This window comes from Thermogemmatispora tikiterensis (assembly GCF_003268475.1).
Classification (GTDB): Bacteria; Chloroflexota; Ktedonobacteria; order Ktedonobacterales; family Ktedonobacteraceae; genus Thermogemmatispora; species Thermogemmatispora tikiterensis.
In genome coordinates, this window is sequence record NZ_MCIF01000002.1 from 388,015 (window position 1) to 403,157 (window position 15,143).

At 57.7% G+C, this 15,143-nt stretch carries 5 protein-coding genes, 1 pseudogene and 1 CRISPR repeat array; all 6 genes and pseudogenes read right to left on the bottom strand.

What is annotated here, in order from left to right:
• Positions 1-422: 422 nt before the first annotated feature.
• Positions 423-3,905 (bottom strand): BTAD domain-containing putative transcriptional regulator, encoded by a 3,483-nt coding sequence (locus A4R35_RS01795; protein ID WP_189361223.1) that lies wholly within the window; start codon positions 3,903-3,905, stop codon positions 423-425.
• A 1,736-nt stretch (positions 3,906-5,641) separates the two neighbouring features.
• Positions 5,642-6,289 carry a DUF998 domain-containing protein gene (locus tag A4R35_RS01800; protein ID WP_189361225.1) on the bottom strand — a complete coding sequence of 216 codons (648 nt, stop codon included), beginning with the start codon at positions 6,287-6,289 and terminating at the stop codon, positions 5,642-5,644.
• A 900-nt stretch (positions 6,290-7,189) separates the two neighbouring features.
• Entirely contained in the window at positions 7,190-8,359 is a 1,170-nt protein-coding gene (locus A4R35_RS24930) for an AAA-associated domain-containing protein (protein ID WP_148668799.1), read from the bottom strand.
• Positions 8,360-8,399: 40 nt separating this feature from the next.
• Positions 8,400-8,609: pseudogene (locus A4R35_RS25215) on the bottom strand (ATP-binding cassette domain-containing protein); the annotation flags it as partial.
• 87 nt (positions 8,610-8,696) lie between these two features.
• Entirely contained in the window at positions 8,697-10,496 is a 1,800-nt protein-coding gene (locus A4R35_RS01810) for an ABC transporter permease (protein WP_223258145.1), read from the bottom strand.
• A 1,365-nt stretch (positions 10,497-11,861) separates the two neighbouring features.
• Positions 11,862-13,163 (bottom strand): TolB-like translocation protein, encoded by a 1,302-nt coding sequence (locus A4R35_RS01815; RefSeq protein ID WP_112425972.1) that lies wholly within the window; start codon positions 13,161-13,163, stop codon positions 11,862-11,864.
• A 746-nt stretch (positions 13,164-13,909) separates the two neighbouring features.
• A CRISPR array of direct repeats spans positions 13,910-14,832; the repeat unit is 37 nt; unit sequence GTTTCAATCCCAGACGGGCAGGATCGCTGATTCAGAC.
• The last annotated feature ends 311 nt before the right edge of the window (positions 14,833-15,143 follow it).

Here is a 15,143-nt window from a genome sequence, read left to right on the forward strand (position 1 = left end):
CACCTTCCGTGCTTCTATCGCCTTCCTCAAGTGACCTCCTTGGGCCTTAAAATCTGTGATACAACGCTTCATCGCTCGTAGAAGCTACATCAGTCCATCGAGCTGAGTATGACCCTGGACCAGGCTAATCTTCACGCGGAGTATGACACTGCCTCTCACCAGCAGAATCTTTTCACGGCAGATTTTCTGAGCGATCCAGGTGTTTTACCTGCTATTGTTCCTTGGACCTAGAAGACCTTCACTGCCAGGGATCAGCTCATAAGCTATGGCCGCAGCAGGTACAGAAGTAAGCTATGGCCGCAGCAGGTACAGAAGCTCCGTGAGAACTTAAGGCCAGACCGGGTCTCCATTGCTCGTCAGCATACTCTTTCTCCTATCAGGCATAGGATCTTAGTCTGCGGTATGCAGCCCTCCCCTATTTCTCACTGTCCCTTCCCTCTTTTAGAAGCATACTGCTCCTCCTCTCTCCATTCTCTCTCCAACTTCCTCTCCGCCTGCGCAGGCGTCCTGTGTATGGATACCTTGTCAGTGTTATCCCCTGCCTGGCTGTGGAGGAAACCAGAGAAGCCGCTTAATTTGCCTGGTGCCATCTGTCTCATCTGGGGAGATTCGGCGGTGCTGCTGAGTCTCCGGTACAGCTCTTGTAACAATGATCCAGGCTCTACGCACAACTCCTGCTGCAGAATCTTTTTGCAGAGTTGATACTGGCGTAGCGCGGCACTGCGCTTGCCCTGTGCCATATAGCAGAGCATGATGCCGTAGTGTGCCTCCTCCATGCAGTTATCCACAGCCAAGGCCTTACGCCAGTAATACATGCATGCCTCCATGTCTTGATGATTCCAGGCGATCTGCGCTAGCTGGCCCAGGGCCTCCAGATAGGTAGTGCGCAGCTCGTCCCGTCGCTGACGGCACCAGTCGCTATAGAACGGTCTTCCATAGTCACCCCGGTAGAGTTCGAGCATTCTGAGTAATGCTTGCTGAGCGTTTTCCTCCTCTCCTCGCGCCAGGGCCTGTCTGGCCTCTGACCATCTCCCTTGAAACTCTTTGACGTCATACCAGATGCTTCCTCCATAGCAGGTCGCCAGGTTGAGGCTGTAGCCATCGATACTAAAAACAACGCATGTCTTACCTAGCGCCTTACGCAGGTAGTAGAGGGCCATATGGAAGGCTTTATCGACTTGCTCGCAATCCTCGGGCCAGAGCGCTGCAATCACTTGCTCTCTGCTCAGAGGCTGGTCACTATTCAGGAGAAAAAAGAACAATTCCATAGCACTCATGCGGCGCCAGTTCTTGATAGGTTGATCATCAACCAGCACCATTGGTTCACCAAAGGCCAGGATCTTTAATCTGGCTCTCGGCTCCTCGACGCTTCCTCCGCTGACTCCTCCCTGTGTGGCTGAGACATTCTGTTCAGGGGCCTTCTCTAGCGCTAGCAATGTTCGCAGGTGCTCCAGCTCTGGCTCGCGCTCGATCAGCGTACGCAGCTCTGCCAGCCGCTCCATTTCCCCCAACACCAGTAGTTTGTCAGTCTCACCCTCCTCAAGCAGCCTTCCCACCTCCTCTAGCAGCTCTACGGCTTCGCCGACGTGTTGACGTGCTAACTGGCAGGCGGCCAGACGCAGCGTGGCCAGCAATTGTTCTTGCCGCAGGTCCGCCTTGCGTAGAAGAGCTAGGGTTTCTGCCAGACTGGTATAGGCCTGCTCGTAGCAGCCCTGATAGAGATAGACCAGGCCCGCGGTCAGTCTGCTCCAGGACCACTCGTAGCCAGCTTGTGCGCTAGTTCTTTCCCCTACCCTGATCGCTTCCACAAAATGCCGCGCGCTGGTTTGATCTCCCAGGAACAGGTAGGCCAGGGCCATGGTCGAGTAGATGGAGTTACACAAGCTCCGATTGCCATACTGGCAGGCTAACACCAACGCCTCCTGACAATAAGCGAGTGCCTGCCGGCTGTGCCCCTGCAGCAGTGCCAGCGAACCAAGATTCCCAAGCGCATAGGCTTCCCCGCGGTGATAGCCTGGTGTAGCACGCGCCATGACCAGGGCCTGTTGCAGGACAGCTTCCGCCTCCGCGAGCGCCCCTCGCCTTCCCAGGATCAGTCCCTGCAAAATACGATTGTTGATAATGCCCCGTATATTGCGCGCTTGCTCGCCATAGCTGATCGCGCAAAGGAGATGGTGCTCGGCCAGATCAAGTTTGTTGACGAGATAGTAGGTGTTAGCCAGCGCGCTATGGACTGCAATGGCCAGGTTGAGCGATGGCTGGTGACTCCAGGTCCGCAGCGCCTGCTGAAGATAAGTGATGCCGGTAGCTACATCTCCCTGGAGGCAGGCACAGATCCCCAGGCGCATCTCCGCTGCAGCCCGCAACTCGTCTTCGTGCTCAGGCAAATGCAGCAGTACCTGCTGACAGAGCTGCAAAGCTTGAGAGTACTCTCCCTCTTGAAACAAGGCTTTGCTGCGCAAAAGATGGATTTCAGCCAGAAAAGTGACTTTTTTAGACGATGCAAGTGTGTGCTCAGCCCCGGATAGAAGCGTTATGGCCCTCTCAAGAAGGGGGAGAGCCTCCCGGTGCTGGCCCTCCTCTAACAGGACATATGCTCGTATTGTCAGCAGCTGGGGATGCTGTTCCAACAGGCTGGCGGGAAGCGCGTTGAGCCAGCGTATGATGCCATCAATCTGTCCTTGCTGGAGCTGCAATCTGGCATAGGTGAACAGAATCTCTCCTGCCAGCTCATAGGCGTGCGCTTCCAGAGCGTGATACATGGCTTGCTCGTAATTCTTTCTGTCCTGCCATAGCCGGGCAGCACGCCAGTGGAGGGCATAGAAGCGCTCTGGATCACTTTGTCTGAACTGCTCCTGGAAAAGGCTACGAACTACAGGGAGACAGGTATAGAAGCGCTGGCCGTGATCCAGATGCGAGGTGACGAATAACCCCTGCTGCTCCATAGAGGTCAGCCATTCCCTGGCTTTGTCCGTTTCCAGGAGAGCATCACATATCTCTGGGTGCATTTCTTGGAATATACATGCTAATTGCATAAAGCTTTTTATTTCTGGCTCGTGAGATAAAACATCATTTATCAGATATGAAGTGAGATGAGCACGCCTCTGTTCAGCAATGATTCTCTGCTGATACAATGGCTTCGTCTGCTCAGGTATGCCGATCTCGCCGGGGTCAGGGGCAGCCTGCTCTCCCAAACGAGTTGCCAGGAGTATGCCAGTAATCCAGCCGTCAAAGTCGCGTGCGAGCTGTTCAGCTTCCTCTTCAGATAGTCTGCTCAGGCCCTGCAAGCGGGCCAGCTCGACGATCTCCCGGGCGGTGAAGCGCAGCAGCGCTTTGTTTACGGCGCAGATCTGCCGCTGGGCAAAGAGCGGCGCAAACGAGGGGTCCAGGGCAGTACGGCTCTCTATCACGAGCGTGGCTGAAGATGGTAATCTCTTGAGCAGGTAGTGAAGGAGCTGTGTGAGGGAGGCATGGGCATTGGCTGCTCCATAGTTACACAGGAAAATAGCAAAATCCTGTCTGGCTACCTCTGTCAGGGCCTGACTGAGAGCGTCAAGGGCTGGCTGGTAGATCTTAGCCGGCGCAGTCACCTGCTCGCACAGCAGATTCGTCAAGAGGGGTTCCAGCTCACTCAGAGAGGGAAAAAGACTCTGCAGGCTCTTTAGCAGAGTGTAAATAAAAATGGAGCAATTGCTATCTTCTTGCTCCAGGAAATACCAGCAGCAGGGTAACGAGGTGGAGCGGGCAAAATCAGCCAGGAGAGTTGTCTTTCCATAACCGGCGGGTGCCCACAGCGACACCAGTTGATAGTGAGCTTGGGTGCCATCTCTCTTCTGTACCCGCCCTACGGCTTCTTCCAGGTAAGTCACTAAACGCTGGCGATGGAGAATTCTAGCGGGCAGCATAGGCGCAGATATCTTTTTCTGGAGGTCTCTCTCCTGCATAGTTTTCCTCCTTCTTCTGTGTCTGCAAGGGCTAGAGCGGCGAAGCCTGGCGCAAAAACATGTCCTGTCTAGCCCTGTCCGCTGAGGATAGCAATAGTGAGGCTGAGGCCCAGAAAGCACGAAACTTGGTACTTGCTCCCGTCAGTGGTTCCATTCCTGCTACCTGTCATCTTGCACTCCGGCTTAGACCATATTTTTGCTCCCAATGGCAGAAGCGCTGCGTCCCATGGTGATGAAACTGGTAGGGGAGGGGTGGCTGGGAGAGGCAGGGCGCTTGTAAGGGTGAGGATGTTGTTTGTCGGAACAACAGTTGGGGGCACCTGAAGGACGGGTCGTCAGCCAGACGCGGGGTGCTTCCCGGTCTGGCGGCGGCCAGGCGGGGAAGCACCCCACCATCCCAATCGGCAGTGGCGAGTGGACCAGGATCAAACGGCTCCTGTCCGGATCTTATCCCCTGGCCTGAAAGTCTGAGGGGGAGCCTTGGGAATAGAAGGAGCGCTCGCTCACTGCAGATTTGATCAATACAGGATGGATGTAGTCCGGGGGAACAGAGCAGACTTGCCTGGGAGGCGGCGATCATTGTGAGAGATGGGCACGATTTGCCTGATCGTGCCCCGTGTAGCAAAGATTTAGGGGCGCGTCCCGGAGTGCTCTTGAGTTGCTCAGGGCGCTCGTGCCAGGCTTTCGCTTTCATTGCTTCAAAGAAGTCAACCCAAGCTTAGTAGAGCTGGATGAACACCTGATGCCTGGTCCTTGGGCAGAAGCCCAAGAGAAGCCAGCTGTTCTTGCCTGGTGCGTCTCCCAGGCAAGACAGCCCCCCTTACCCTCCCCGCACGACTGGAGAGGGCTGGGTCAGCTTGTGCTCTCAGAACGGGCAAACCCGCTGCCAGGGACAGGGAAGTATCCCTGGGTCACATCGCGCCAGCTCTCGTGTGTATGAGGTACAGTTCAGGTCGGCTTTTGTCAGAACACACTCACCTTTGCCGTGATTGCTGCTACCAGCAATAGACTACGTGCTGGCCTCTCTGCTCTGCCAGCTGCAGGTTCTGCCAAAGTCCGCCCTCTTCTACCAGGATCAATAGCCTGGTTTTCCCTGTAGATACACTGACACCCCCATGTCAGCGTAGGCTGGCTTTGACTGGCTTCCTGGCTCTTCGTTCTGGTTGTCCGACGATAGCTGCTCAGATCGGATACCGTCTATGTAACGGTTCAGCATGCCTCCTGGCCTATCTCTCCTGGAGCCTGGCAATCCGTCGAGGCCGGTTTCTGCCCTCGTGTGATCTCCACACGGCACGTGAGCAGAGCGGCTCTTTGCCAGAATCACACCACACCCAAGGCAAAGCACCTGGCCGAGGCAAACCGCTTTCTCCTCTTGCTGAGTCCGGCGCCAGAGATACCCTGGTGCTCGATCTGTTTGGAGAGTTTCCCTGTGTAGAGGATAACAAATTGACTCTCTGTTGTCCATACTTTCATGAGGAGCTTTCTACATCCCAGAGTCAATGGATGAGCCTATTCCGCAGGATCTGGCGATACCAGGAGAGGTCATGGTGATAGTCCCCACAGCGCTCGCAACGACGTCCTGGTTGCTTAAAATGAAATTTCCTGCGGGCCTCTCCTCTCTACTGACAGCGTTGGGCATCCCGGCCTTGCAGGTAAGGAAATAATAGATCTGCCCACTCTTCTAAACCATCTCTCCTTTAAGGCCGCATCAACCTCTTTCCGGCCCAGAAAGGAATGAGCAAGACAGTTCCCCAGATGGTGTCAGCGTTGGTCGCCAAGCGCTCGAAGAGGCCAGCGTATCCAGCAAACGCACTGTGGGGATTGTTCTGGGCGAGAACGAAAAAAGGCATAAATACCATCGGCAGAAGACCGCACGCCAGCGAAAATGCTGCCCAACCGCGCAAGTGTGGAGTTTTCCAGAAGCGCCAGGCAATGACCAGTAAGCCCAGGCACATGGCCTGTACAACCAGGATCGTGAAGCTCAGGTGAAGCGTGCCCCCGAGGGTCGAGGGTCCCGCCCCGGCTGGCGCCCCAGGAGGATAGCCATAGCCTGGATCTTGCGAGAAGATGGCAATAGCCACTAATCCCACTCCTTCGATACCACGGATGATAGGATAAAGAGTCGCACAGACGCCATCTCTGAGGACCTGGCGCCAGACAAAAGCCAACCAGAGGACGCTTACACCACAGAGAGCGAAATTGACCTGCTGTATCCAGCCATCTGGACCCAGGCTGAGCGCGCTAATGGCCTGCTGTAGGGCATTATAGTCGGGGCGGGTGGCACCCTCGATCAGGTAGATAACAGGGAAGAGCACGGTGCCAGCTGTCCCATAGGTCAGCCACATGAGCAGTTTCCGCGGAACTGGTATGAGAGGTCCTGACTCTACTGCCGTGCTCCTGGCTGAGGTTGCCTGATTCACAGGGGGGTCTTGCGAGAAAGGCTCAGACATCGAGGATTCTTCAGGCATATGTGCCTCTCATCTCCAGTGCAACAAAATGTGCACTTTTCAAGCAGGTATAGCAGAATGCTGCTGGATCTTAGATCAAAGCTATATGACGGTTCCTCGGACTCTTTTATAGCCCGGTCAAGGCCTTTCAGATCTCCTTTCGTCAAGGAAACATGCGCCAACAAGCTGCATAAGTAAGGTTTCGAGTGCCACAAGTGGCACCTGTTAAGGTTGATAAATTTGCATTATTCTGTGATGTGGGAGCAAACGATCTTACAACAAGATCATTGTATCACCTCCAGCGGATTCCGCAAGTGCCTAACCCTCGCCAGGCCTTTTCTTCGCCTGGCTTGTGCCCCCAGCGGGCGCGAAGTGGCGCGCCCCAGCCTCAAGTGGCTGTTAACTTCCTCAAAATGCTGTCTGCACAGTAACTGCAGAGCGCTCCTACGGATTTTATCAGGGTGGTGGCCAAAAGACCCCTCCCTGACGGAAACCAGGGAGAGGGATGGCCGCTCTGGGCTACCGTGCCGGTTTGTATTTATCCTGTAATTGTGCCATAGAACCGTTGCCTGAACAGGGGAAGGCGTTTCCGTATCCTGGCCTGGCTGGATCACCTGATAGACCACGACATCGATGCCCTTCTCCTTGTCAACGCATCGCCGCCGCGTCCGCGCTGGGGCGATCTCCACTTCAGGAAGGACTGCCAAAGGAAAAAGGCGATGTGAGAGCCCGCTCTGCCTTTTGTGGGCCTTCGCTATGCAGCAGTCCTGAGCACGGAAAGGAAGAGAAGGTAGGAAATCATCGAATGTTTCTCCGCCGTGTGTCGCCGGCGGCCTCGGTGGGCTGCTCCTCCGCCTCCTCGTTCGTTTCCAGTGCAAAAACCCCTGTCTCTTCCTGGTAGGTAAAGATCTCTGCGTAGCGGCCCCAGTCAATGATCGTCTGCAATTGTGCCTCCGCTTCCCCCTCACTGAAATGCTCGCGCAGGCGTTCGAGATAGCGCTCCTCGTCTACTCGATGGCCCGGTGCGGCGGCCAGATCCTCGGCAATGCGGCGTAGCAGGGCGATCCGCGCCAGAGCCTGCTGGCGGAAGAGCCGCTTTTCCTCCTGCACATCTGCCTCAGCGAGCAGGTGCCCCACTGCTGTCAGCACCAGATCTCCCTCCTCCGGGCATGCCAGCTGGAGCAGATCTGCTGCATCCACTAATGGAAGCAGCTCATCCAGTTCCAGCTGCAGCTCCCGACCCAACTCTGCCAGATCGGCCCGCCCTCCTCGGGCCTGGACCAATTCCAGCAAGCCGATCATATCTGCCGGGGCGACATGGGGCAACGTTTGATAGGGGCGCGTTGGACGCGATTGCCCCCGCTGCACAAGGGCTGCCTCCTCAGCCGCCAGCAAGGCTGCACCATCCTCCTCTGGACTCGTCATGAGTCGATAGAGCAGGTCGACCAGATGAGTGTAGGCAGGGCTATGTGGCTCCCGCTGCCCGCGAGGCAGCCCCTGGACCTCCGCGCGAATATGCCCGGGGTCGGCTCCCAGGATCAGCAAGCGGTCGGCCATACTCACAGCCTCATCGATATTGTGGGTGACCAGCAGCATGGCGCGGGTGGGAATCTTCGCCTGGTACCAGAGCTGCAGCAGTTCGCGACGCAGATTGGCCGCGGTGAGCACGTCGAGCGCGCTGAAAGGCTCATCCAGCAGGAGCAGCTCCGGCTCAACCGCCAGCGCACGCGCGAAGCCCACGCGCTGGCGCATGCCGCCAGACAGCTCTTTGGGATAGGCTTCCTCGAAACCATCCAGTCCGATCATATCGATGATAGCCAGGGCGCGCTTCAGGCGCTGCAGACGTGGCAGTCCCAGCGCCTCCAGGCCCAGCTCGACGTTCTGGAGCACGGTCAGCCAGGGAAAGAGGGCAAAGCTCTGGAAGACCAGAGCGCACGGGGGGGTAGGGGCCTCGCAGCGGCTGACCATGAACGCGCACCTCTCCCTGAGTGGGGCGGATCAATCCCGCGAGAATACGCAACAACGTCGACTTCCCTGAGCCGGAGGGCCCCAGCAGGGCTACCAGCTCACCAGCGCGGATCTGCAGCGAGACCGCTTCCAGCACGACCGGAGGGTGTCCTCCCCGTCTCTGTTCTCCGCGTCCCTGGTACAGATGAGTAATCTGCTGGGCCTCCAGGATCACCTCGCCGTTCGCCTCAGTCGTCTGTCTCTGAGCCATTGTCTTCCTCCTGTTGTCTGTTTATCTCCTGCTAAGGAATAGGGGGCCTTTCATCGCAGCCTGCCTGGCCTTCCACGGCAGATCGAGCTAGGCCAGGCGATAGCGCCGTTCGGCCAGCTGGTAGAGCCGCCGCCAGACAAGTCGATTGAACAGGACAACCAGGGCAGCCATGAGCAGCGTACCTGCCAACAGCACGGGATAATTGCCGGTCCCAGCCGCTGCGGCGATTTCGGCACCCAGCCCAAAGGTGTGCAGAGTTTGGCCATGAAACTGCACCAGCTCGGAGACGATGCTGGCGTTCCAGGCGCCGCCACTGGCCGTAATCAGCCCGGTGACCAGGTACGGGAAGATGGCGGGCAGGATCACGGTGCGCCAACGGCGCCAGCCAGTCACCCCAAAGAGGGCCGCAGCCTCCAGCAGGTCGCGAGGGATGGCCATCGCCCCGGCAATGACATTGAAGAGGACATACCACTGGGTTCCTAACAGCATGAGCAGGATCGCCGCCAGCGAGAGGCTGCCTGGCAGAGCGACCAGAAGAGCCAGCAGCGCCGGGAAGAGCGCTGTGGCCGGGATCGAGGCGGCAATCTGGACCAGCGGCTGCAGGCGGCGTGACCAGCGAGGTGAAAGACCAATCGCCACGCCGATGGGAACTGTCCACAGAGTGCCGATCGCCAGGGCGATCAATGTGCGGAGCCAGGTCGCTCCGGCAGCCAGCACCAGGCGCCCCCAAGTCACAGGTGGCACCTGCATCAGCAATAACCCTCCTTGCCAGCTGATCCAGAGCACCAGCAATACGAGCAAGCCCAGGAATAGCATGCCCGCGCTGCGCAGCGCCCAGTGGAGAAGCCGATCTTGACGGGCCTGCTCTACCGTGGACGGGTGTGTGAACCTGTCTCCCGGCAATGGCTGCAGGCGGTTGAGCAACCAGGCCAGCCCCTCCCCGAGCGGCTGGCCCAGATGCTTCCACAGCCAGCGCGCGGTTGGCGAGCCTCGAAGGAGATCGAGCACCAGCGAGTGCGGCGGAATCGTCTCGGCCTGCTCTTCCAGCTTAAAGCGCTCAGCCCAGGCCACCAGTGGACGCCACAGGCAGACATCGAGTAAGACAATCAGACCGATCAAGGTGAGCAGCCCAAGGGTAAGTGCCCTGGGATCACCTCGGTCGGCAGCGAGCTGCAGGTAGGAGCCGAGGCCGGGCAGTTGGAAGGAGCGATCCCCCAGCGAAAATTGCTCCGAGGCCATCAGGAAGAACCACCCACCGGCCCAGCTCATCATGCTGTTCCAGACCAGACCGATGATGGAAGCAGCAAGCTCCAGCTTCAAGAACCGCTGCCAGGGTCGTAACCTTAGCAAACGACAGACATCGACCAGATCGCGGGGGAGTGTCAGCACAGAATGGTAGAAGCTAAAGGTCATATTCCAGGCCTGGCTGGTAAAGATCAGCAGGATACTGGCCAATTCCAGCCCGATATTGCTTTGCGGAAACGCTGCCACCAGAGCCAGCACCACTGCTGGGAGAAAGGAGAGGATGGGGATACTTTGAAGCAGATCAAGCAATGGAATCATAACGTGCTCGGCCTGGCGGTTGGTTGCAGCCACGTGGCCATAGAGCAAGGTGAAGAGCAGCGCCAGCCCATAAGCCAGGAGCATCCGCAGCAGGGAGTAACCGGCATAGAGTGGCAGCGCCAGCGGTGAGAGCGAGATGGCAACCACCGGTGTCAGGGGAGCGGCCCAACGTGAGGCGGCCAGCACAAGCCAGGCGCACAACAGAAAGAGAAAGCTCCCTCCTAGAATCAGATCCCGTAGCCAGAGCCAGTGATAAATGGCTGACCCGGATAGGCCGCGCCGGCTTCCTCGCTGCTGCGGGAGGACGTGAAGCTTGCGAGTCATGATGCCTCTCCTGTGCCTGGTGAGATAGGCCAGGACGATCATGCCCATCACTGGACGGCCAGGGTGCATAGCTGGCGTGAGCAGACCATCACAAAAGCAAGCATGCATGCCTGAGCGAAGGCATAGCTTCCCTTTCCAGCAGGTACCGACTACTGGCTTCCAAGATGGCCGCTCACTGCGCGTGAGCACAGGAGAGCTTCCCCACGCTCAGGTCAGGTATAGCGCATTGGCAGCAGCTATAACGTTGTACTGCCGGGCCGGGTGCCTCTTGAGCGAGGGTCAAGCGACCGATTGTTGCCAGGCAGACAGAGGCCGGCTGCAAGTAGCAGAACTCGATCCTGATGAGCCTGCAACACTTCGTAGAAGGATAAGAAAGTTAAGATCCGAGTCAGCGCTCACGCGAGAAAAGAGGGATGAGGTGAGGAGCAACACTGAGGGAAGGGTTCCGAGGGAGGAGTCTACGAGCAGGTGTCCTGCTTCAGTCAGGCTTCCACCCCCTGTTCCCGTCAGCACTCACCCATTCCATGCGTAGGAAGGTCCCTCGCCGTGGCGGTGGTTCCGAGCATCTACTCGCCGGTTCCATAGATGGTCACGATCCTCCTGGGCTTTGGCCTGGTGTGATAGCGGCGGACTCTCTGCCCGAGCTTGATCTGCCTACTGGGGATCTCCACAAGCCACCATACCAGGCCCATTTTTGAAACGAGATAATCTCTGCGAAGAATTATATAGCTGCCGGAGGAAGGCGGTCAAGGGTCTTGCGGCGAACTCGAAGCAAGCCAGAGAGTTCCTTGCATACTCGCGCGACGGGACACGATGACCGTCGGCCCCTGGTCAAGGCGCGCGGGAATTCGCCTGTCCCGAGCCGGCTGGGATGATCGTCTCCTGCCAGAACGTGGCCCTCGCCACTGCTCGGAACGAGCGGTCCTGGTAACTAACTGAGGCGATCGTACGGGCTGAGGAGGGCACTAGAAGCGCTCATCGGCCACATCCGCTGATGCTGGCGGCGCCAGTCGGGCGGGAACCACTCATCCCGCTGGCTGGCGCCGCCTGACAGTACAGGACCCCATCGCCGAGAGCCTGGTCGGCCTGAGTGCACACGAGACTGCGCGCTCTTAGAGAGGCTGCTCCCGGCCCTCAAGCGTTTGAGGACCGGGAGCAACATGCCAGCCAGGCTTACTGATCAGCCAGTCAGCCAAAGCCGGCCTCTCAGTCGAGGGATCAAGCTGAAGGCGTCAGATCTCGATCGGGTACAGGCGGCGCCGCGGCAGGCTGGCACGATCTGGCTCCTGAAAGCCCTTCAAGTGCCGGGACTCCCTCAGACTTCTCCAGACCGGCAGCCGGCACCGGTTGCACCCTCCTCTCAGATCAGAGCGCCGTCCAGCCAACAACATCAACCGTGCCGTTGCTGGCCGTCGCTACGGCTACAGGTTCCCCACCGCTTAGACTCCCGTAGAAGACCGTCGTTTCCTCGATCAGGGCATTGCCGCAGGCTAGCGGTTTAGCTCCTGTCATGGCATAGAGGTGACCATCACGGGAGATGAGGGACCAGAGCGCAGGCACCGCCTGGTCCAGGCTATAGCTGCTCCCCTGTTCCAGGTTCGCCAGTACGCGAGGCCGACCACGACCATCGCTGCTGAGCATAGCTAGCTGAAAGGTGGCCTGGTATGGTGCGCCACACTGGAGGTACGGGCTCCCGTTACGCATGAGCATCAGTAACGTCCTCGTCGTGACGGCCCGTATGCTCTCTACGCAGCTTTCGGGATTCTGTGCCGAAGCCAGCTGACGGTAGATGGTCGTCTGAGAACCCCCCGCTGCTGGCTCGCTCACGATGGTGGAGATTGCTGGCCCTGTTTGCTCGCATGTAGAGACAAAGAGACGCGAGCCGTCAGGACTGGTATCTACTGCTACGTCTGTATAGCGAACATTTTCTTCTATTACATCATTCCACACAGGATTGGCTGGATTAGGGCTTTTGTTGACATCGATAAGGTAGAGGTTCATTGGTAGCGGCGGCGAGCCGCAGGTGGCACGGCTTTCTGTAACGATGTAGGCCTGGCTGCTGTTGAGCCAACTCAAAGGGATAGCAATCGAGCAAGATTGTGTGTATAGCAAGAGCTGTCGTAAGTTTCCGGTTCTGATATCCAGAAGCGTCACCAGGCTGGTAGTACCTTGCAAATCGGTAGACAGGAGAACATGGCGCTCGTCGGGAGACCAGGTAAAGCGAACCGGGGGATAGCCAGTATAGCTGATGATGCCCCGTCCTTCGAAGGCGCTGAAGGCCCCGCCTTTCGGGGTATAGGGCAGCTTAGGGAAGCAATAGAGGGTTTGGAGGCCCTGTCCATCCATGCGTACCATCTGGAGCAGCGCTACATGGTTGGGGTCGCGCTGTGGATCTGGCAGGCTGAGAAACATAATCCATTGCCCATCGGCGGAGACCTGGGCCTCGCTAATGTGCAAGCCGCTGGTGATAATGGTTACTCGTTGACCGGTGGCAACGTCGTAGCGCACCAGGTGGCCGTGGGCGGTGGAGGTTTGCGACTGGCCTTCGTTATAGATGTAGACAAGGTTCTGATGGCTTCCCAGAGCCAGCGGGCGCATGACTGCCGGGCGCGTACCGAAGGGGTTGGTGGGCGAGATGCCGGGGCAGGAGGTCTGAGTGACTGGCATGGGCACGCTTTTCCGGGGCGCGGGAGTAGAAGTCGGTGGATGTTGTGCCGGCCTCGTAGGCGTTGCTGTCAGTTGCTGGAGGCCGGAGCCGCCGCCTCCAGAAATGCTGATAGATGCACTACAACCCGTCAGGATGAGACAGAAGAAAACCACTAGCCAGCTTATTGTCCTGGCTGTACTCCGTGCGATGAAGCTCATGGTTTCACCTCCGCAATGGGCCTCAGATCCTCGTTGAGACGCTCGGAAGCGTATGCTTTGGGGCACTCTCACTGCTTCATTTAGCATCTGCAGCCGCAGGCAGCTATGAACCGTTTCACGGTGACATTGTTGCTTCGTTCACAGCTGCCTATCTACCGGAACCAGCCTTCCTCACCGCCGTCTTCAGATGAGTCAGGGCTTCGTGCAGATCCTGGCGCAGAGACTGGCGGTGAGAAGTGGAGGCCTCTCCCAGAGACTTTCGGCGGGGCTTTCTCGTCGGGGAGTGGGGTCGATCGTGATCGGGGAGGTCTTCCTGCTGCTTCTCGCTTGGCTCAGCGCGTTGCATTAGCGGAGCAGCCAGAAATCGCGGCACTGGATGGGGTGAGAAGGTAGACGAAAGCGCCGGGCAACGTCGGGGTGATCGACGAACGCCGGTGCTTCATCCGCCTTGGGAAGGCGCGTGTCGGCGTTGGTATCGTGGCGCGCTGCGACGACGAGGGGACTCGTAGGTCTGGCTGGGGGCTATGCTTGTGATGCAGCTACCGCTTGTTTCAATCCCAAAGGGGCAGGATAGCTGCTTCAGACGCACAAATGTGTCGATCATCCGAGGACATCGCCTTCCTCTTTCAATCCCAAAGGGGCAGGATCGCTGATTCAGACAATGCTGCTCTCGGACGTGGTAGGAAGTGAGCCCGAGGTTTCAATCCCAGACGGGCAGGATCGCTGATTCAGACCTGCCACAAAAAACGACAACAGCACAAATAAGCTAGTTTCAATCCCAGACGGGCAGGATCGCTGATTCAGACCTCCGCAGACACTTGCAAAAATCGCACAATTACAGGTTTCAATCCCAGACGGGCAGGATCGCTGATTCAGACGCTGGCACCCGACTCGGGCGCTGGCTGCATTCGTGAGTTTCAATCCCAGACGGGCAGGATCGCTGATTCAGACGCATGACCGAGAACGAGATGAGGCAGATCTATCGGGTTTCAATCCCAGACGGGCAGGATCGCTGATTCAGACGAACATCTGGCCCTCTTGGTGTTGGCGAGCAATGCTGAGTTTCAATCCCAGACGGGCAGGATCGCTGATTCAGACGCTGCTGCTGCTGAAGTTGCTGAGGAGACTGCTGAAGGTTTCAATCCCAGACGGGCAGGATCGCTGATTCAGACGTACCACTCCCAAAATGCCTACTTCTAAAAATGCTGCCGTTTCAATCCCAGACGGGCAGGATCGCTGATTCAGACGTTCGACTCCTGCGGATGAAGGCGACCTCGCCTATTATGGAGTTTCAATCCCAGACGGGCAGGATCGCTGATTCAGACTGTGGCCGGACTGTCCGGCGCTCACCGCCAGCAAGCGTTTCAATCCCAGACGGGCAGGATCGCTGATTCAGACGCGCTCTCCCTGTTTCTCGATCACGGCGAGAGTATCGTTTCAATCCCAGACGGGCAGGATCGCTGATTCAGACGGTACCCCTTCTAAGATAGCATCTGGAGCGGCCTCCGTCAAGCAGATTCGATGATCCCAAAAAAACGGTCACTAGTGACCGTTTTTAGGCGGTAATCATGCCAGCCACTTTGGCCCTCCGGCGGCCTGGGAAGCCTTTCGAGGATCGCTGCGTGAGAAGTCGGGAGCCGAGATCCTCGAAGCGACAAGTATATCAGGTAAAAATGTAAAATATGGTTTTATCGAATAGTATCCATAAAACCAGGCATAACCATCCGAGCCTGGGAAACCTGCCTGTCGGCCTGCTGGCTGACGGGCTGACCAGCGATAGGC

Bases quoted from the DNA above. Each gene is read 5' to 3' on its own strand.
- A4R35_RS01800 (WP_189361225.1), bottom strand. From the start codon at position 6,289: ATGTGGCTGACCTATGGGACAGCTGGCACCGTGCTCTTCCCTGTTATC.
- A4R35_RS01795 (WP_189361223.1), bottom strand. From the start codon at position 3,905: ATGCTGCCCGCTAGAATTCTCCATCGCCAGCGTTTAGTGACTTACCTG.
- A4R35_RS24930 (WP_148668799.1), bottom strand. From the start codon at position 8,359: ATGGTCAGCCGCTGCGAGGCCCCTACCCCCCCGTGCGCTCTGGTCTTC.
- A4R35_RS01810 (WP_223258145.1), bottom strand. From the start codon at position 10,496: ATGACTCGCAAGCTTCACGTCCTCCCGCAGCAGCGAGGAAGCCGGCGC.
- A4R35_RS01815 (WP_112425972.1), bottom strand. From the start codon at position 13,163: ATGCCAGTCACTCAGACCTCCTGCCCCGGCATCTCGCCCACCAACCCC.